Annotated in this window: 15 protein-coding genes and 1 tRNA gene; 6 read left to right on the plus strand and 10 right to left on the minus strand. The window is 67.3% G+C overall.

Features of this window, described 5'->3' with window-relative positions; translation table 11 throughout:
- Positions 1-115 precede the first annotated feature (115 nt).
- Positions 116-1495, minus strand: coding sequence for an FHA domain-containing protein (locus NV1_RS02285; RefSeq protein ID WP_067884883.1), 1380 nt, complete (start codon positions 1493-1495; stop codon positions 116-118).
- Between the two features lie 228 nt (positions 1496-1723).
- Between NV1_RS02285 and NV1_RS02290 the strand changes: the two genes are divergently transcribed.
- Together NV1_RS02290 and NV1_RS43135 are read left to right on the plus strand one after the other, a co-directional pair.
- Positions 1724-1809: transfer RNA gene (locus NV1_RS02290), tRNA-Leu, on the plus strand.
- Between the two features lie 367 nt (positions 1810-2176).
- Positions 2177-2359 (plus strand): hypothetical protein, encoded by a 183-nt coding sequence (locus tag NV1_RS43135; protein WP_157116423.1) that lies wholly within the window; start codon positions 2177-2179, stop codon positions 2357-2359.
- Positions 2360-2969: 610 nt separating this feature from the next.
- Here the strand turns inward: NV1_RS43135 and NV1_RS02300 are convergent.
- On the minus strand, positions 2970-3944 hold the full coding sequence (locus tag NV1_RS02300; RefSeq protein WP_067884887.1) for a stage II sporulation protein M: 975 nt from the start codon (positions 3942-3944) through the stop codon (positions 2970-2972).
- 121 nt (positions 3945-4065) lie between these two features.
- Here NV1_RS02300 and NV1_RS02305 point away from each other — a divergent pair, with 121 nt between their 5' ends.
- Entirely contained in the window at positions 4066-4911 is an 846-nt protein-coding gene (locus tag NV1_RS02305) for an RDD family protein (RefSeq protein WP_067884889.1), read from the plus strand.
- A gap of 399 nt (positions 4912-5310) precedes the next feature.
- On the opposite strand, the gene NV1_RS02315 is transcribed toward NV1_RS02305, so the two are convergent.
- The 5 genes from NV1_RS02315 to NV1_RS41745 all read right to left on the minus strand — a co-directional run bounded on the left by NV1_RS02315 (position 5311) and on the right by NV1_RS41745 (position 11124).
- A complete protein-coding gene (locus NV1_RS02315) occupies positions 5311-6627 on the minus strand; it encodes a DUF58 domain-containing protein (protein WP_067884893.1) in 1317 nt (438 codons plus the stop codon).
- Between the two features lie 4 nt (positions 6628-6631).
- Positions 6632-7615 carry an AAA family ATPase gene (locus tag NV1_RS02320; RefSeq protein ID WP_067884895.1) on the minus strand — a complete coding sequence of 328 codons (984 nt, stop codon included), beginning with the start codon at positions 7613-7615 and terminating at the stop codon, positions 6632-6634.
- Entirely contained in the window at positions 7612-8682 is a 1071-nt protein-coding gene (locus tag NV1_RS02325) for a DUF4129 domain-containing protein (protein WP_245713513.1), read from the minus strand. Before NV1_RS02325 ends, NV1_RS02320 begins: the two co-directional genes overlap by 4 nt.
- Entirely contained in the window at positions 8679-9602 is a 924-nt protein-coding gene (locus NV1_RS02330; protein ID WP_245713514.1) for a hypothetical protein, read from the minus strand. The genes NV1_RS02325 and NV1_RS02330 overlap by 4 nt, the downstream gene beginning before the upstream one ends.
- A gap of 634 nt (positions 9603-10236) precedes the next feature.
- Positions 10237-11124 (minus strand): nuclear transport factor 2 family protein, encoded by an 888-nt coding sequence (locus NV1_RS41745; RefSeq protein WP_169813271.1) that lies wholly within the window; start codon positions 11122-11124, stop codon positions 10237-10239.
- A gap of 127 nt (positions 11125-11251) precedes the next feature.
- Here NV1_RS41745 and NV1_RS02340 point away from each other — a divergent pair, with 127 nt between their 5' ends.
- Together NV1_RS02340 and NV1_RS02345 are read left to right on the plus strand one after the other, a co-directional pair.
- On the plus strand, positions 11252-11959 hold the full coding sequence (locus NV1_RS02340; protein WP_067884896.1) for a winged helix-turn-helix transcriptional regulator: 708 nt from the start codon (positions 11252-11254) through the stop codon (positions 11957-11959).
- A 288-nt stretch (positions 11960-12247) separates the two neighbouring features.
- Positions 12248-13204, plus strand: coding sequence for a LysR family transcriptional regulator (locus NV1_RS02345; protein WP_067885103.1), 957 nt, complete (start codon positions 12248-12250; stop codon positions 13202-13204).
- A gap of 247 nt (positions 13205-13451) precedes the next feature.
- Here the strand turns inward: NV1_RS02345 and NV1_RS02350 are convergent, their stop codons facing one another.
- The 3 genes from NV1_RS02350 to NV1_RS02360 all read right to left on the minus strand — a co-directional run bounded on the left by NV1_RS02350 (position 13452) and on the right by NV1_RS02360 (position 17298).
- A complete protein-coding gene (locus tag NV1_RS02350; RefSeq protein ID WP_307627845.1) occupies positions 13452-14210 on the minus strand; it encodes an SDR family oxidoreductase in 759 nt (252 codons plus the stop codon).
- A gap of 52 nt (positions 14211-14262) precedes the next feature.
- A complete protein-coding gene (locus NV1_RS02355) occupies positions 14263-15033 on the minus strand; it encodes an SDR family oxidoreductase (RefSeq protein WP_067885105.1) in 771 nt (256 codons plus the stop codon).
- Between the two features lie 540 nt (positions 15034-15573).
- Positions 15574-17298 carry a DUF4407 domain-containing protein gene (locus NV1_RS02360; RefSeq protein WP_245713516.1) on the minus strand — a complete coding sequence of 575 codons (1725 nt, stop codon included), beginning with the start codon at positions 17296-17298 and terminating at the stop codon, positions 15574-15576.
- Between the two features lie 351 nt (positions 17299-17649).
- Here NV1_RS02360 and aroQ point away from each other — a divergent pair, with 351 nt between their 5' ends.
- Entirely contained in the window at positions 17650-18267 is a 618-nt protein-coding gene (gene aroQ, locus NV1_RS02365; protein WP_084524981.1) for a gamma subclass chorismate mutase AroQ, read from the plus strand.
- The last annotated feature ends 461 nt before the right edge of the window (positions 18268-18728 follow it).

Here is an 18728-nt window from a genome sequence, read left to right on the forward strand (position 1 = left end):
CGGACCTGCTGCCGACCGAGGGTTGGCAGCATCATAGGGCCGATGACCGGTTGCGATCACGATAAGGGTGAGTTTTTCGCGCCGCATCGTGACCTGCATCGGCGAGCTTACGGGATCAGACGATTCGGATCAGGATCTCGGAATGTCCGGCGCGGATGATATCTCCGTCGGCGAGTTGCCAATCCTGTACCGGCGAGCCGTTGACCAGCGTTCCGTTGGTGGAACCGAGGTCCGAGAGCATCGCGACCTGACCGTCCCACCGGACCTCGATGTGGCGCCGGGACACCCCGGTATCGGGAAGCCGGAAGTGCGCGTCCTGGCCGCGGCCGATGATGTTGCTTCCCTCACGCAGCTGATAGGTCCGGCCGCTGCCGTCGTCGAGCTGCAGCGTGGCCGAGTACCCCGAACCGCCCGCGGGCGCCTGGCCGGGCGCGGCGTAGCCGGGCTGCTGGCCGTAGCCCTGGTCGTAACCGGGCTGCTGGCCGTAGCCGCCCTGTTCGTACCCGCCCTGCTGCTGGCCGTAGCCCTGTTGGTAGCCCTGTTCGTAACCCGGCTGCTGGCCGTAAGCCTGGTCGTATCCGCCCGGAGTCTGGCCGTATGCCTGCTGTTGTCCGTAGCCACCCTGGTCCGCGTAACCCTGCTGTTGCCCGTAGGCCTGGTCGCTGTAGCCCTGGTGGCCCTGGTCCGCGTAACCCTGCTGGCCGTACCCGCCCTGGTCGTACCCGCCGTGCTGGTCGTAGCCCTGGTCGTACCCGCCGTGCTGGTCGTAGCCCTGCTGCTGCCCGTAACCCTGCTGGTAGTCCTGGCCGCTCTGATAGTCGCCGTAACCCTGCTGCGCGTCGGGCGCGGCGTATTCGCCACCGCCCGGCGCTTGGTAGCCACCACCCTGCGGCGCCTGATAGCCACCGCGGCCGTAGTCGTCGTAGCCCTGCGCGGGGCGGCCCGCCGGCGGCGGCGCGTACCCGCGGTTGCGTGGATCGGACTCCGCGGGCTCACGACTCGGGTCGTAGCCTGAGTTCTGCGTCATGGGGCCAGCTCCTGGTTGCGGGTTTGCGGGTCTTTGTCGGGGTTGTCCAGGTCGGCCGGGTGAAGGTCCGCGGGCCGCCGGGTTTCGGCGGTCCGCATCGGGATCGACCCGACCGCGAGTCCTGAACTGCCCGGTGTGCAGCGTAGGGGATGGTTCGAATTCGACGTGTACATCACCGTAGGTCTGCCACCCCTGATCGCGGATGTAATCCTGCAGGTGTTTGGCGAATGCCCGGGTGGTGAGTTCATGATCGGCATCGAGTTGCTGCAGGTCCGCCGCATTGATGGTGATGGTATAGCTGTTGGGAGCCAGCAGATGGCCACCCTCCAGTTCGGTGACCTGATCGGCGGCCTCGCGCTGCAGCGCCGCCTCCACCTCCTGCGGGACCACGCTACCGCCGAAGACGCGTGCGAACGCGTCCCCGACCGCGCCTTGCAGGCGGCGTTCGAAGCGGGTCACGAACCCCATCTCTGCCTCCTCCGGTGCACATGCGTCAGATCGTCGTTCAGGATTGGCGACACGCCGATAGCGCGTGTCGACGTAGGGACACGGTCATTGCATGATATCCACGATCGTCCACACCTGTAACTCCCGGCGGTTCCCCAGGGTTCCCAAACCCGCCACACCGCCGTGTAGGCCCGTGAACAGGCGATTTCTTCTCGTCCCCGCGCCCGTGCTACTGTCTTCGAGTCGCTCGGGCGAGTGGCGGAATGGCAGACGCGCTGGCTTCAGGTGCCAGTGTCCTTCGGGACGTGGGGGTTCAAGTCCCCCTTCGCCCACCAGAACGAGGTAGGGCCGGAGTTCAACTCCGGCCCTACCTCGTTTTTCATACCCCGACAACACTGTCGATTCCGGCGGGTGTCGCGGTCGTTCCGGCGGCGCCGATCCGGCCGGCCGGCCGTCGATTGACCGACCGGATCGGCTTGTCGGTAATTTCACACACTTTCGCGGGGTGCGTTTGTCATCGGCGACAGGTGGTGGCGCGGTGGGGTACCGGGTCGACGCCGGTGTACTTCGACCCGTGGGCCGGCGCGGATTACACAGCCATCGTCGACAATGCCGCCGGCGCGGCGCATCTGCTGGTATTCGTTTCCGGCACAGGGCAGTTGGTGTGCTCGCAGCCGGTTCTCACACATGGCGGGCCGGGCAGTGAGAACGCTGCGATCGGGGCACAGCCCGCTGCCGGGCACGATCGCGGAGGATCCGTTGCAGACCGCGCCGCTGACCACCCGGGATCGCCGGGTGCGGCAAGGCACCCCGAGCGCGATCGCGCGTATCGGTCAACGCACTCGGCTGCTGTTATCTCCCGCATCTGCCGAGATCAGGGTGTGATCTTCGCCGCACTCCCCGCCGCCACCGAGGCGTTGGACAGGCTGTTCGGTCTGATAGCGGGCCGATCTGAAACGATCGTGGATCAGTGTCCGGGGTCGAATAATCGGGTGCATATGCGTCGATTGACTGTAATTGCTGGACGGCTTTCCGGAACGCGCCGGAGATAACAAACTTCAAGTTTGTTTACTGTCTGGCTACCTTTTCTTCATTTTCTATTGATGTGACAAATGTGCAGGTAAATGCACGTTTTCAAGTCGAGTGGGCAGTCGGTGAACGGAATCGGCAAACCCTACCTCGAGGGTGGTCAAGGTTATCGATCTCGGTGATTCGGAGTAATGGGAGAGTTCGGGCGAATACCGGAACCGCAGGTACCGTCAACTGCATTGATGGCGACGCTGCGCGTTTGCGGGAGGTGTCGGACATCGCGCTCGACGTGCGGTTTTCGAGCTGTGACACATACGCCGGAACCGCAGAACGGAGGTTGCGTCGGGATAACGATTGTGTAGAGTTGACGGTAACGCTGGCCGCAGCTGAGCTGGACTCGCTGCGGCCAGTGGCTCTCAAATTTCCCGCCTGGATCGTCCTTCCGGACCCGCGGAATCCGTTCCTGTTAACCGGCTGTGCGCCCGCTGGTAACTGCCGACTCCCGCGCCGCATGCCGCCCGGCGCCGAACACATAGGTCAGGAAGGCCAGTTCGGCCACCACGCCGATGCCGATCCGCGCCGGGGCGGGCCATCCACTCGGGGTGATGAAGCCCTCGATCGTTCCAGCTACCGCGAGCACGCCCACCAGGCCCAATGCCACTGTCGCCGAGGCTCTGCCCTGCCGGGCGAGCGCCTGTGCGCGAGCGAACCGGCCCGGGTCGATCAGCGTCCAGCCCAGTTTCAGGCCCGTGCCGCCGGCCACGAAAACCGCTGTCAGCTCCAGCATTCCGTGCGGGAGGATGAATCCGAAAAATGCGTCCAGGCGGCCCGCGCCGGCCATCAGACCCGCCGAGATGCCCAGATTGAGCGCGTTCATGAACAGCGCGTACACCGCCGGGAGGATCAGCAGCCCGGTGAAGAGGGCGACAGCGGAAACCCAGGCGTTGTGCGTCCACACCTGCGCGGCGAACGCCTCGTGCGGGTGCTCGGAGTAGTAGGTCTCGAATCTGCCGCCCGGTCCGGTCAGATCGCGGGTATCGCCGGAAACGCCCAGAATCTTTCGGGCCGAACCGGATCCGGACACCCAGACGCTCAGTCCGGCGGTGATCGCCAGGAAGACCGCGGCCACGCCGAGCCACCACGGCCAGACGCGATACAGCGCCGCCGGGAAGGTGTGCGTGAAGAATCGTCCGACCGCGCGCCATGCCTCGACCCGCGTGCCGAGCACCCGACCGCGAGCTCTGGTCAGCAAGGCGCTGAGTCCGCCGATCAATTCCGGATCCGGGGAATGCGACTGCAATCGGGACAACTGCTGGGAGGTACGGCGGTACAGCGCCATCAACTCGTCGGCCTCGGCGCCGGACAGGCGACGCTGCCGGGTCAGCTGATCCAGCCGATCCCAGGCAGGCCGGTTGGTATACGCATACGCGTCCACGTCCATCGGATGCCTCCCGTACCGCCGATTCCGGCCGCTGATCGGATATGAGGCTAGCCTGTCGCGCCGACAATCCGTTCCCGACCGGGGCGACCGGGGCGGGCCACACCATTAGGCTGTTGAGATCATGGCCGTATTCACCACCGGCGAGGCCGTCGCCCTCGACCTGCCCATCGCGCGAATCCCCACGCGGGCCGCGGCGATGCTGATCGACCTGCTGTTGCAGGCCTCGCTCGGCGCGATGCTGGTCCTGCTCATCGGTGTGGTGATCACCGAGTTCGAGCCCGATATCGCCTGGTTGCAGACCGTGGCGCTGGTCGTTTTCGTCACGGTCCTGGTCGGATATCCGGTCACCTGCGAGACCCTGCTGCGCGGCCGCACCGTCGGCAAGATCGCGCTCGGTCTGCGTGTGGTGCGCGGGGACGGCGGGCCGATCGATTTCCGCCACGCGCTCACTCGCGGCCTGACCTGGGTCATCGTCGACTTCTGGAGCCTGGGCGGTTTCGGCGTCATCGCGGTGCTCACCTCGCTGTGCTCACCTCGCGCCCGCCGCGTCGGCGATGTGCTCGCCGGGACCGTCGTGGTACACGATCGCGCCCGAATTCCCATGCCCGCCTTGGCCGTCGCCCCGCCCTGGCTGCAGGACTGGGCGCAGCACCTGGACCTGTCCGGCCTCACCGAGAACCTGGCCCTGCCCATCCGCCAATACCTCACCCGCTACCCGACCCTCACCGTCGAGGTACAACACACCCTCGGTGTCACGCTGGTCAACGCGGCCTGCGCCCAGCTGCGCATCGCCCCGCCCAGCGCCTACCCACCCCTGCAAATCCTCGGCGCCCTGATCTCCGAACGCCAACGCCGAACCCTCACCCGCCCCCAACCCCACACGGCTACCCCACTTCTCGTCGGCGCGCCCGCGCTCACTCCGCCGGCCCCGGGACCGGTCGATACCGCTTGGCGCCCTACCGCCTGAATCGACGAGGGACGCCCATCCGGCAGTCGCGCCCGGACGGATGAATGAATCGCGCCACGCCTTCTCCTACCGCGATAATCGGGGAGGTATCGGCCGGGCTTTGTGGAGGAGGAGGTCGCGGTGCGGGAGATGGGGTGGCGGCCATCGGGGGCGCGCGCCCGAGTCGGCGAGCGGCTGTTCTCCGATCTCGTCCGACTGGCCCGCACCGACCGCCCGGACCGCCTCGTCGATTCGGACTCCTACCGCACTTGCCGTGTCGGGCGCACTGGCACAACGGAGTGCGGTAGCAGCCTCGATGGCGGCTCGAGCACCCACTCGTCACCCATTCGGTAGGCCGTCGATGCAGGGGAGACAGACGCCGCGGGCTGTTCTGACGGCTGGTTCGCCGGATCCGGCGGACTACATGGCTCCGGACTTCTTCAGCTCGAGGTATTCGTCGGCCAGGGCCTCGGGGAGACGGGCGGGCGAGGTGGCCACCACATCTATTCCCTTGCGGCGCAAGGATTCCTGGACCAAGGCGCGTTCGGCGAGGAGGTTTTCGGCGGCGGCCGCGGTGTAGATCTCGGGAGTGGTGGCGCGGAGGGTGGCGGCCGTGGCGATATCGGGGTCGGTGACCGAGACGAGCAGAACCCGGTGACGTTGGGCCAGGACGGGCAGGACCGGCAGGAGGTTCTCCTCGACCATCGCGCCGTCGAGACCGGTGAACCAGACGACCAGGCTGCGGCGGCGGGTGCGCTGGACCGCCGCGCGGACCATGGCCTTGGTATCGCTGTCGACCAGGGCGGGCACGATACCCGCCAGGGCGTGCATCAGTTTGGGTTGCAGGCCCTGACCGCTGCCGGTACGCACCTCGGCCCGGACCTGGCGGTCATAAGCGAGCAGGGCCACGGTGTCTCCGGCCGCGGCGGCCAGTCCGCCCAGCAGGAGTGCGGCCTCGATACTGGTTTCCAGGCGGGTGGCCTCGGCGCTGCCGGAGGTGCCGCCGCCGACCAAACCGGCGCTGTATCGGCCGGTATCGAGTAGCAGCAGAACATGCCGATTACGTTCCGGACGCCAGGTGCGCACCAGGACGTCACTCGCGCGGGCGGTGGCGCGCCAGTCGATCGCGCGCACGTCGTCACCGGCGACATACTCACGGAAGGAATCGAATTCGGCGCCCTGGCCGCGGATGTTCACCACATTGCGGCCCTCGAGCTGCTGCAACTGCCGGACCTTCGAGGCCAGGATGCGTTCGCTGCGGAACGGCGGCAGGGCGCGCACGCGCGCGGGGACCTGCTTGCGGATCTGCCGCCCGGCCAGGCCCAGCGGGCCGAGCAGGCGCACCGTGACCGGTCCGGCCACGCGGTCACCCCGGCAGGACGGGGTCAGGGCGGTGACGAGCCTGGTGCGCGTGTTCGGGCCGAGCTTCAGCCGATGGGTACGCCGGTCGGCACGGACGCTGTCGGGCCAGTCGTCCCAGAGCATGCCGCGCGCCGTGCGGCGGCCGCGGTTGGTCACCGTGAGTTCCACCGCGGCCGCACGGCCCACCCGCACGGTCGTCAGATCCGCACGCGCGAACTCCAGGTCCGCGCCCCGGGCCGACGCACTCGCGTCGATCGCGATCAGCACGGCCAGCAGCGCGGTCATCACGACGACGCCCATCCACGAGGGCAGGGCGACCATGACGATCACTGCGGCGACCGCCGCGATCGTGGCCAACCGGCCGGTGACAACCATTGCGCTACACCGGAACCGGGACCGACAGCAGCAGCGAGGACATCACGGCCTCGGCCGTCACTCCGTCCAACTCCGCCTCCGGCCGCAGTTGCAGCCGATGACGCAGTGCCACTATCGCGACGAGCTTCACATCGTCGGGGGTGACGAAACCGCGTCCGTTCAGCCAGGCCAGGGCGCGCGAGGCGGCCAGCAGCGCGGTCGCGCCGCGGGTAGAGGCGCCGTGCTGCACCGCGGGGGAGGTGCGGGTCGCGCGGCACAGGTCGACGATGTACGCGAGCACCTCGGGACTCACCGTCACCTGCGTCACCGCGGCGCGCGCCGCGGTGATGTGCGCCGGCCCGGCCACCGGCCGCAATCCCGCCGCGGTCAGATCGCGTGGATCGAATCCGGCGGCGTGACGTTGCAGAATGCGGAATTCGTCCGCACGTTCGGGCAGTTGGATGTCGACCTTGAACAAGAACCGGTCCAGCTGCGCCTCCGGCAGCGGATAGGTGCCCTCCTGCTCGATCGGGTTCTGAGTGGCGATGACCACGAACGGATCGGGCAGCGACTGTGGCGTGCCCGCGACGGAGACTTGCCGCTCCTCCATCGATTCCAGCAGGGCCGATTGGGTTTTCGGTGGGGTTCGGTTGATCTCGTCGGCCAGCAGCAGATTGGTGAAGACCGGCCCGCGGCGGAAGGTGAATTCGGCCGAATGCGGATCGTAGATCTGTGATCCGGTGACATCGCCGGGCATCAGGTCCGGGGTGAACTGAACCCGCGAGTGCTCGAGTTCCAGGCCCATCGCCAACGCTCGGACCAGCAGCGTCTTGGCCACTCCCGGAACACCTTCCAGCAGGACGTGTCCGCGACACAGCAGGGCCAGCACCAGGAACATGACGGCCTGGTCGTTGCCGACCACGGCCTTGCCGATCTCGGTGCGCAACGCGCCGAACGCCCGCAGGGCGTCCTGCGCGGTCGGAGCGTGTGTGGTCTCGGCCTGTGTCATGCGATCTCCGACTCGATTCGGTCCAGTTGTGCGGCAATCATTTCCAGGGTCGCGTCGTCGGCCACCGGGCCGAACAGAACCGCGCCCAGCAGGTTCGGGTCCGTACGGGTGCGGGTGCCGACGGCCGCGATCACCCGGTCCGGTGGTGCGTCGGCGGTCAGGCCCAGGATCGGGCGGATCCGGCGCATGGTGGCCGCGCGCAGTTTGGTCGCGGTGTGATCGCGATCGGAGGATCTGCGGTACAGCGCGGCCTGACCGGCGAGCAGTTCATTCGCCGCGACCTGGACCGGACGTGGTTCGCCGACCAGTGCGCCGCGTCGACGGGCCCGCCACCACACCACGATGGCGGCGCAGATCAGCCATTGCAGGCCGCCGTAGGCGAGCCAGTGCGGCAGCCGGTCGAAGATCGAATCGTCGCCCGCGTCGTTCGGACTCGGCGCCGGCGGTGGCGGCGGCGGTTCATCCGGAAACGGATTATGTTGCGGCGGTCGGGGAGTCGGAGGAGCCTTCGGCGCGCCGGACAGGTGCAGCAGGGCATAGACGATCAGCGCCAGCACCAGGACGCCGACCACCGCCGCCCAGAATTTGGGGTTGCGCAGCAGCTCGGGCAGGGGCGGGATGCGCCATTGCCTCGGGTGACGCTCGCGGGTGACCGTCTCGACCGGCTCGTCCTGGGGCGGTGGTGCGAGCGAATAACGATCGGCCTGTTCCAGGCGGCGGTATTCGGCCTCGGTGGCGGGTCGGCCACCGTAGACGACCTCGTCGAAATCGCGTGCCGCATCGGGAAGTTCGGTCGCGCGGGCGTTGGCCGCGGCATTCGCGGCGGTCTCCTGCGCGGTGCGGGAACGCTGGATCTCGAGTACGCCGCCCTGTTCCAGACCGCGAACCACCGCGCGGAACCGCTCACGCAACGCGGTGCTGAAATCACTGCGCAGGGCGGCGTATTCGGCGGCGCCGCGATGTGCGCCGGCGGGGCCGAGACGCGGCGGCGGGGGAGGAGCGTCCGGCTCCGGTCGTGCGGAAACGGTTTCGGATGGCGGAACCGGAGGCAGATCGCCGCTGCTCACCGAGCCGTCTCCGTATTATGGTGTGCCGGAGCGGGAATCCGCACGTCCCACGCCTCGCGGCGGCAGCGGCGGTCGATGTAGGTGACCACGCTCGTCGTCGAATCGACCACCTCGGCGAAGGCCGCGATCAGCAGGACACTCGCGGTGGACAGCACGATCACCGCCCAGCGGTGGGTGCCGGAGAAATTCGAGACGAACAGCGGGAGTCCGAGCAGCGGTACGGCCACCACCAGCAGCAGTGCGCGCAACGACAGCCAGAGTCCGGTCAACCGCCATTCCGCCCCGGCGGCAAGGATTTTCGCCCTCCCCACGGCACCACGATACGATGCGGACTCGGCGAACAGCGCCGGGACCACACACATCCGCCGGGCCCGCAGCCAGCCCACCAGCGGTACGGCTCCGAACAGCCCGACGAACGCCAGGACCACGCCCACGGCCGGAATCAGCACGCCGATCACCGTGTACAGCAACCGATCGAGGATCAGCGGGCCGAACCTGCCGCCGAATCGCCGCAGTGCCGCGCGCCAGGTCAGCGAACCGCCCTGAATTCGTGCCACGCCGACCGGCACGGTGACCCCGCGCAGGAACAACCGCAGCAGCCAGGCGGTGACGGCCGTGGAAAGGATTGCCGACCAGGCGGTTCCGGTATCGGACCCGTCGGTGAGGATGGAGAATCCGGACGTTGTCGCGACGACCAGGTCCTCGGCCAGCACCAACCCGGCGACGACGAAGATGATCAGCTTGCGGATATCCGCCTGAATCACCGCGAACGGCAGATCCACCGATTCCCGCAAGGACAGCGGCCGCACCGGAATCGATTCGGGCCCGTCGAGCCCTGAAACCGGCGCCGCCGAGACCGCACTCGACCCGGCCCGGCTCGTGGACGGGCCGGCGTGATCGGCGGTAGCTGCGGGAAACACGCGCCCGAGTCTATCCGCCTTTCGCCTGCTGAAAACCCTTCCGCCGTACCCGCACCCTCTACCCGAATCCGCACCTCTTCCAAGCCACAACCGCACCCGTTACTGGTTCGCCGTACCCGCACAGCCGGCCCGCTATTGCTCTGCTCGCCGTCGATCACCGAGAAGCATGGTGATCGGCGTCCCCTGTCTGCGACGGGTTCATCAGGCGGGTAACGACCCAGCGACAGCGATCGGGGTCGGTCGATGACAGGCCCAGGATGGCGCGGGGGTACACCAGCGCCGACGAGGCGGACGATCTGCGCGAGAACCGGCTCCGGCAGTCATCGCCTGGCGTGCCGCGAAACCCGCCGACCCGTCCCGGATCACGCCCAGCTCGTTACCGAACTGCCCGCCGGGGCCACAGAACACGTGAACCACGTCGACATCGATCACTTGATCAGTCAACCGCAAAAAGAATGCCGATCAAACGAAACGATCGCACCGCGCTGTTCAGGCCGCGGAAATTCGCGACATTCCGGGTGAGGCGGTACTGATCGCAGACCCACGGCTGGGAGGGGCCGCGCAACCGCACGCAGGCCGAGTCGCTGTCCGCGGTCGACGCGTGCTCACCCCGAACCGGCGGAAAACCGGTCGGTCATCGGCGTGTGGTGGTCTCGATGGCGTCGACGATTGCGTAGGTACCGGTGAGGGCGGTCATGCTCAGGGCGGCTCGCCGGGGGACGTTGTGGCGGAGAAGGTGGATCGCGCCGGTGATGGTGTCGCTGGTGTCCACTGCGAGGAGCAGTGGTCGCCAACGGCGGCGTTCTGCTGGAGACGCGGTCAGATATCCCAGTCCGAGCGCAATCGCGCGGGCACCGAAAATCCTTGTCAGATAGGTGAGTTCCGGGGTGGGGGTGACGCCGACGAGCGTGGCGAACCGCCAGGGGAAAGCCAGAGCGGCCCCGCCCAGGACGATTCGACCGGCGGCGAGCAGGTCGAGTGCGTTCGTGCCGGCGGTAACGCTGCGACCTTCGTGGCCGCGCGGAGTTGCTGCGCGTTCGGCTCCGGACGAGATGAAGCGGGGTAACAGTCGCAGTGCGCGAAGGGGATGGGTGAGCAGGGGCAGGGCGAGCGGCGTCGGATCGAAATAGGTGTCCACAGCGGCGATCCGGCCCTCGTGCAGGACGAAGCGGTCGACGATATCGATGCTGACGTTGCGGTGGCCGAGAGTGCCCGCGAGGGTGAACTCGATCAGCACCCCGTCGTCGGTGGGAGCCCAGCGGTGCACCGTCCCGCGCAGGTCCGGGACGGCCGCGAAAACGGCGGTGAACAGACGACGGAATCCGGCCTGACCGCGTCCGCGGCGGGAAAGCGGCTGCCGTTGCGATGCGTCGGGAAGGACTCTCGGCATGAAGTGTTCGATGAACTCCTCGCGGTTGCCCTTGGCTATTCCCGCGGTGAAGAACGCGACGAACTCCGCTTTCTCGCGGTACGGCGCGTCGGGTGGGAGATCGGCCTTCGGTACGGCATCGGTGCTGGTCATCAGGGCTCCTTCGCCATGTGCGGTGTCGAGGGATCGTGATTCGAACACTAACATAAGAAAATGAAGTAAGCTACAAATTTATGATGCATAGTGCAGAATCTGGTGTTCTCGCTGGTAGTCTCGGGCCATGACGCGACGTTCCTACGACCAGTACTGCGGCCTGGCGCACGCACTCGACGTGGTCGGGGAACGGTGGACGCCGCTGATCGTGCGCGAGTTGATGTCGGGCCCGAAGCGGTACTCCGATCTGGAGGCGGCGCTGGGCGGAATCGGGACGAGTCTGCTGGCCGCCAGGGTCAGGCAACTCCAGTCCGACGGGCTGGTGAGCCGACGTCTGCTGGATCTCCCGGTGAACGCCGTGGCCTACGAACTCACCACTGCCGGAAGGGAACTCGGCCGTGCCCTGGCGCCGCTGGCGTTGTGGGGCGCACGATACTTCCTGAGTGAGGAAGGCGCCGCTGCCGAAGAGTTTCGCGCCGAATGGGCGCTGGTATTCGTAGCCGACGGTCTCGACCCCGCAGCGCTGCGGAATCTCGCGGCCGAGTACGAATTCCGGATCGATGACAGCGTTGCCCGCATGCGCATCGGTGACGGCCGTGCCGAGATCCTCACCGGTGCAAGCGAAATCCCGCCCACCGCTGTGCTGCGAACGGACGCCGCCACCGTGGGCGCGATCGCGGGTGGGCGCCTCACCGTGAGGGATGCGGTCGGGCACGGCCGCATCCAGCCCGAGGGAGACTCCGAGGCACTGCAGACGCTCCTGACATTGCTCGATACGCAGGTGAAATTGTTGGTCGGCTCGGCCGGAGGGGCCGAGCGCAGCGGTACAGCCTGATGCGCACGGCCTCGAGCGCCCAACTGTTTTTGCCGCCGAGGCGCCGCCGCTGATCGAAAGGTCGTCGTCGACGATGTGGTCCGCCCGAACAGGTCGTTGTCACCCCCGGCCGGCCGGGCCGGGAGTTGCGTGGCGCGCCGCACAGGATCCGGTGGGTTCCATCGCCGTCCGGGCGATCCCGCGTCTTCGCCAGGAATGCGGCGCGCACACGCTGCGTATGAATTGGTGTTACGCAATTACCTGATTACAGCGATGGATCACGATTCAGCGTGGGAAGGTGCCGAGCCGATGACGCTTCGTCAATACGAATACGCCCTGGCCGTCGCGGAGGCGGGGTCGGTGACGGCAGCGGCGGAATTGTTGCATGTCGCGCAACCGTCCATGTCCCAGCAGATTCGGGGATTGGAGCGGGAGCTCGGTGTGCGTTTGTTCGCGCGGACACCGACGGGGCTGGTGCCGACCGTGGTCGGACGCGCGTTCCTGCGGGAGGCGCAGGTGGCGGTGAGTGCGTCGCGGCGGGCGCGGGCGACGGCGCGCGCGGCCGCCGACGAGCTCGAGGGAGAGTTGCTGGTCGCGGTGCAGATGGGATTGGGCACGCAGCAGTTGCCGCGGGCGTTGAGGGCGTTGCGCGGCCGGTTTCCGCGGTTGGAGGTGACCGTTTTCGAGGAGCCGAATCCGGCCGAGTTGGAGCGGCTCGGTCGACGGGGCGTACTGGATCTGGTGCTGGTTGCCGCGCCGTGCGAGGAGGGCGCGGCGCAGGCCCATCACCTCGGGGACGAGGAATTCGTCGTGGTGCTGGGCGAGGGGCATCGGCTGCTCGCGGCCGACCGGGTCGAATTGCGGGAGTTGGCGGGTGAGCCGTGGGTGCGGTTCGACCGTGCCAGCGCGCTGGACGGTGTGTTGCGAGACGCATTGCGGGACAACGATCTTGCCCCGGTGACGGTCGCCCGGGTGTCCCAGGCGGCGACGGCGGTGCGCTGGGCCGCACATGGCATGGGTGTGACGCTGGTCCCGGCTTCGGCTGTGCCGCATGGCTACTGCCATCTCGCGCGGCCGGTTTCGCCGGTCGTATCCCAGCCCGTCGTCGCCGCGGTTCGACGTGATCCGGGTCCGGCGGAGCAGGCATTGCTGGAACTTCTGCTGCGAGAGGATTGGTGCAGAACCGTTCCCGAAAGTGCACCCGACCCGACTTCCGGTGCCACGGCCGGACGCGCGAACCAGCACAGCCCCGTCCGTATCGGATGAGCAACGGCTTTCGTATTCGTGCGCGGCTGTTCCTCGAGGCGACGGCCGCGGCCGGCTTCACCGTGCCGGTACGCCCGGGGGCCGACCCGCGCGCGACCGGTCGTCCGCTCGCCTCGTTCCTGTATCGAATTCGGCTGGAAGGTCGTGCGCGGGACGATATCCCGTGTGAATACAGCTATCTGTCCGGGTGGGAGGACACGCCGTTCATCGAGGCGCACGAGCGATTGCGCAACGACCCGAAAACGGTTCAGAGTTGGGTGGCGCCTCCGTCCACGACAAGTTCCGCGCCCGTGGTGTACGTGGCATCGAAGGCGAGAAACGCTGCAGCCCTGGCGATTTCAGCAGGAGTACCGAAACGTTGCATGGGGTTGCTCGCTACCACCTGCGCCTTGAATCGCGCGGCGGCTTCTGCGCTCATACCGTTCTCCAGAATTCCTGTGTCGACGGGACCGGGGCTGATCGCGTTGACGCGGATGCCGCGCGGGAGTAGCTCGGCAGCGAGGGTCCGGGCCATCGAACGCACCGCGGCCTTCCCCGCCGAATAGGCGCTGGTCGCCGGCAGGCCCATGACATTCGCATTCGAGGTGGTCAGGACGATGCCCGCACCCGTGCTCAGCAGCGGGGCGAGCTTCTGCACGGTGAAGAACGCGCCCTTGACGTTGATCGCGAACAGTTCGTCGTATTCCTGCTCGGTGGTGTCCGCCAGGGGTGCGCTGCGGGCGATGCCGGCATTGACGAAAAGTGCTTGCACTGCGCCGAATTCGTGCTTCACCCGGTCGGCCAGAGCGTCCAGATCGGATAACGTGGCGACGTCGCCTCGGACCGTCATCACATTCTCGCCGAGCTGTTCGCGCGCGGTGTCGAGTGTGGTCGGGGAGCGTCCGGTGATCATTACGCGAGCGTCGTCGTCCACCAGAAGTTTCGCCATCGCGAAACCTATCCCGCTGCCGCCTCCGGTGATCACTACATTGCTATCGCTGTATCTGCCCATATCGATTACCCGCATTCTTCTTTCGGAATTCGGTGATGCTGCCGGAATTCGGTGATGCCTCGGTTCGTTATCGGGGGAATTCGCCGCCGTCCACGACGAGACTGCTCCCGGTCAACCAGCTTGCGCGGTCGGACAGGAGGAACAGAACCGCCTCGGCGATATCGTCGGGGTGGCCGTCGCGACCCAGCGGTACGGCGGGTATATCGTCCTGACCCGGTGCGGTCGCTATTCGCGCCCATTCCTCCCGCGTCTGCTCGCCGCCGGGAGTCGCGGTCCGGCCGGGCGATACGGTATTGACGCGAATTCCGAAGGGGGCCAACTCCGCCGCCAGTCCTCTGCTGTAATTCTCCAGGGCCGCCTTCGCAGCCGTATAGTGCAGGAACGGCGCCACCGCAGTGGGGACCGCCGCCGAGGAGATGTGCACGATTCCGCCCGATTTCCGATCCCGCATTTCCGGTGTGAGCAGCGCGTCCAGCCGCACGGCCGACAGCAGGTTCAGTGCCAGCGCGTCCTGCCACTCCTCGTCGGGAATGCTCGAACTACTCGAATGCGGCCGCGCACCACCGGCGTTGTGAACCACGATGTCCACTCCGCCGAGTATTTCTCGCGCGGCCGCGGCGAGCGTGTCGGCTCCCGCCCGTGTCCGGACATCGGCGGCTACGAAATTCGCTTGTTCCGGAAGTGTGCTCGTCGCCGACCGAGCCGTTGTGAGCACCTCGGCTCCCGCATTCAGCAATTGCTGCACCACGGCCGCGCCTATTCCACGAGAACCCCCCGTCACCAGAGCTCGTTTTCCAGCGAGTTCCTTTGTTGCCGAACCATTCCCGATTGTGGTCATGCCACGGATCCTCTCGATCGCACAGTCGTCCGTCCGACGAAAGAGATGAATTCGCGCCCATTGTGAATATTCGCATTTCTCAACGGGCATCTCGTCGAACTGTTTCACGGTAAGTCCTGCGAAGAACCCGAAGCAAAGACCAAATATCAGTAGGAGCCAGAGGAGCTGCCTATGCCGCCGACACCGCGATCCGGCTACGGCGAGCTTCCCGCGTCGCGGGGGATCCGCCGACCTCGGCCGGGGCGTGACGGCTATTGCCGTGATCTACTGTGCAAGCGGGTCGAGCCTGCATCGCGGGGGTGGGACGGCGGCACGGGCGCGGATGCGCCCGCTACCGTTGACGAATACGCGGACTGGCTTACCGGGGCCCGATGACCGCTGTGGGCACGAGGTATTCGTAGCAAGCTGCCGGAAGACGTTGTGGTAGTCCGGGTTTCGTCAGGATTCCAGCCGTCGCGTCGATTCCGGTCAACTGCGAGCCGACTCGGCGGGTTTCGGTATGCTCGCCGAGAAACGTTGCGGTAGTAGAGGTTTGCCGGTTCAGCGGGAGCCCGGAGGGAGCCGGCGAGAATCGCGGGAATCGAGCTCGGCGGGGGCCGGGGCCCCGGCCATGGGGGTGAGGTGGTCGGTAGGGCTCAGGTCGTATGTGGTGGATTGGGGAGAGGGGGTCCGGGCGGCGGCGTCGACGACCGTGGCGGGGAGCTGGGGATTCGAATCGGACGAGTCGACGGTGACCTTGCGGGTGCGGCGGAGGGTGAAGGTTATCTCCTCGGTCTCCTCGAAGACCTGGCGGACGGTGCGCAGCGGGTGGGTGGCGGTATCTATGGCGTCGGTGACGAAAGAGGGCACCAGCGGACGGATCCACCGGGCGGCGGTGTCGGTGAAGGGGACGGTGCCGACGATGGGGAGTTCCAGGCCGCCGGATTTCGGAGCGGGGGCGACCGCGTCCCGGGGTAGCGGGGCGGGGAGGTTCGAGGGTTGAGACATGGTGTCCTCCTGGGAGTTCGGCGTCGGGCCGGCCGGAAGTTCCGCCAGTGCTTCGAATTCGGCGACCGCGCGGCGCTGTGGCGCGGTGACGCCGATTTCCATCGCACCGATCGAGGCGATGACGCGGCGACGCTGGTTTTCGCGATCGATGACGGTGTCGGCGTGGACGGCCAGGCGTGCGCTCGCCAATTCCTGTTCGGCGCGCAGCTTTTCGGTCTCGGTGCGGACCTCGGCGCGTTTGACGGCGATGGCGGCCTCGGCGTCCTGCTCGGCGCGATCGGCAACGGCCCGTGCCGAAAGGCGGCGGTCCAAGGCTGTCTCCCCGCGCCACCAGCGTGACAGCAGCGGCAGTAGGGCCAGGGCCAGGGCGATCACGAGTGTCGCCAGGCGCAGCAGGAATGCGCCCGCATGTCCGAAGGTATAGCCGTTCAACGCGATCCAGCGGGCGCCGAGTCCGCGATCGCCGGTCCGCAGGGCGGCCGCGCGAGCCTGATCCAGTGCCTGCTGCCGCTGGGTGACGCGATCCTGGGTGGGCTGCACCTGGGACTGCGCGGTGGCCAGACGGGCGCGGGCGTCGTCGAGCATGCTGTTGTCGGTGCGGGTCTCCGGACCCTGGCCGGGAACCCCGGTGATCTCGTTCTGCGGACATTCCGGGGTCGGGTTGTACTCGCAGCGGGCGACGATCAGCGCCCGCTGGATATCGGATTGCGCGCCGGTGATCGTGCGGGTCAGTGCGTCGCGGTCGGATTTCGCCTGATCCAGGGCATTACGAGCGGTGACGACCGAGGTCGCGGATTCCGCGTCGCGCCCGGCGTTCTCGTCCAGGCGGTGATCGATCGTTCCGCCGAGCAGGACGGTGCTCGCGAGTTCGGCGACGACCACGCCCGCCAGGGCGGCCACCGCGACGCGCCCGATCAGCTCGCCGCCGAAGCGAATTCGCGAACCGTCGCGTCCGGGCAGCGGTGCGGTCGCCAACACGCGCGAAATGGTTCCGATCAGCAGCACCGCGAGCACCGCCACGATGATCACGACGATCCCCGCCCAATCGGCCGCCGCCGCCAGTGCGACGACCGTGCCCGATATCACCGCGAACAGCAGCACCAGGGCGCCGGTCACGGCGTACCCCGACCGTTCATGGTGCTCGGGCATCCTGGCGCCCGCGCCACCCAGCCACGCCAGCAGGTCGGCGGTCCGAACTCCGGAGGACGCGTCCTTGCCCGACCGGACCGGGTTGGTCGGGCCGTGATCCATCGGGTCCGAGATGTGGGGGGTGGTCATGGATTTCACATCCTCTGCATCCCAGGCGGTTTCGCATCCGGCGACGTCGTCGACATTCGTGATCGCCGCAGGTGAACGGCGGCGAGACGGTCGGGGTGGGCGGATTCGACCGCACGAATCGGCTCCAGCGTGACAGGCCGACACCGCTCGCGCCGAGTCCCGTCCGCAGGTTGTGGTCAGCCTCACAGCGATGCGCGGGCCGGACGTGAATCGTCGGCGCGGAAACGAAAATTCGGGTCGGAAATCCGATATTCGCTCGTTACCGTGGTGAGGTGGCGCTCGTCTTCGCAGCGGCGAGACGGGTGGCACGCGTTCGCATCTCCGCACAACAGCCCGTCAGGAGTGTCTCCAGTGCGTACGTCCGTGTTGATGGTGGCGGCCGCGGTCGCGATCGGGGTGATGTCGGTTGAGGTGGTGCCCATGACGATCGACCCGGCGGTTTCGGCCGCCCGCGCGCAGGCCCCCGCCGATGCCGCCCCGGTGAGCTCAGATCCGCTGATCGCGCTGTTGCTCGAGCGTCTGAACACCGCCGATGCTGTGATCGCGGCCAAATGGGTGGGTGCGCACGGCCAGCATCCGGTGATCGACGATCCGGTTCGCGAACAGGTGGTCTACGACTCGATGAGCCGGGCGGGAGCCGCGCTCGGACTGCCGGAGAGCTGGGTTCGGCAGGTCTTCGCCGGGCAGATCGAGGCCAACAAGATGGTGCAGCGCGGACTGCTCGCGCGCTGGCGGCTGGATCCGGGTTCGGCGCCGCGGACCTCGCCGGATCTGACCGCGGTCCGGCCGACCATCGATCGGGTGAACGGGGAGATCCTGCGGCAGCTCGCCCAACGGCGGGCCGAACTGCGCGGGCCGACCTGCGCGGAACGGTTGTCGACCGGGGTGTTCGGCGTATTCACCAGTGGCCGGTCCGACGCACTGCACCAGATGGCGTTGGTACGCGCGGCCGCCGCGGTATGCGGATGACCCATGCGCTGTGACATACCCAACACAACCAGTTTGCTGAGGGTGTGCCAAAATGTGAGATTGCTAATGAGACCGTACGGTCTGAACATTGCAATGGCTCGTAGTCTTCGTGTCCGTGGGGTCTCCGCCGTGTGTCCGGAAAGTTAGCCGCACAACAGTCGGTTTGTCCGGACGCGGGCTTGGGAATTCTCTATCGATGCAGGTTAGAGGGCATCTAGCAGCCTACGTGCAGGATGCGCGGGCGCGAACCGGACGCAACGGGCAACAGTGGCATACGCGACTGAGCGATCACCGATCTCTGCTTTACACTGGTGAGCGCGTAGTTAGTGGAGGACCGATGGAGAAGCCCAGGTAGACGCTGTTCTTAGGGAACCTGAGTTGGTTGGGCGCAGGTCCTGACTTATCGTTTGCTCTTACGCCGGGTACGAAATGCCCGGCTGACTCGCCCGATTCGCCTCGAG

The organism is Nocardia vaccinii NBRC 15922 (assembly GCF_001613305.1).
Classification (GTDB): domain Bacteria; phylum Actinomycetota; class Actinomycetes; order Mycobacteriales; family Mycobacteriaceae; genus Nocardia; species Nocardia vaccinii.

What these genes read in the sequence shown, in the direction of transcription:
- NV1_RS02285 (WP_067884883.1), bottom strand. Translation starts at nt 1,495, where the DNA reads ATGGGGTTCGTGACCCGCTTCGAACGCCGCCTGCAAGGCGCGGTCGGG.
- NV1_RS02300 (WP_067884887.1), bottom strand. Translation starts at nt 3,944, where the DNA reads ATGGACGTGGACGCGTATGCGTATACCAACCGGCCTGCCTGGGATCGG.
- NV1_RS02305 (WP_067884889.1), top strand. Translation starts at nt 4,066, where the DNA reads ATGGCCGTATTCACCACCGGCGAGGCCGTCGCCCTCGACCTGCCCATC.
- NV1_RS02315 (WP_067884893.1), bottom strand. Translation starts at nt 6,627, where the DNA reads ATGGTTGTCACCGGCCGGTTGGCCACGATCGCGGCGGTCGCCGCAGTG.
- NV1_RS02320 (WP_067884895.1), bottom strand. Translation starts at nt 7,615, where the DNA reads ATGACACAGGCCGAGACCACACACGCTCCGACCGCGCAGGACGCCCTG.
- NV1_RS41745 (WP_169813271.1), bottom strand. Translation starts at nt 11,124, where the DNA reads ATGACCAGCACCGATGCCGTACCGAAGGCCGATCTCCCACCCGACGCG.
- NV1_RS02340 (WP_067884896.1), top strand. Translation starts at nt 11,252, where the DNA reads ATGACGCGACGTTCCTACGACCAGTACTGCGGCCTGGCGCACGCACTC.
- NV1_RS02345 (WP_067885103.1), top strand. Translation starts at nt 12,248, where the DNA reads ATGACGCTTCGTCAATACGAATACGCCCTGGCCGTCGCGGAGGCGGGG.
- NV1_RS02350 (WP_307627845.1), bottom strand. Translation starts at nt 14,210, where the DNA reads ATGCGGGTAATCGATATGGGCAGATACAGCGATAGCAATGTAGTGATC.
- NV1_RS02355 (WP_067885105.1), bottom strand. Translation starts at nt 15,033, where the DNA reads ATGACCACAATCGGGAATGGTTCGGCAACAAAGGAACTCGCTGGAAAA.
- NV1_RS02360 (WP_245713516.1), bottom strand. Translation starts at nt 17,298, where the DNA reads ATGACCACCCCCCACATCTCGGACCCGATGGATCACGGCCCGACCAAC.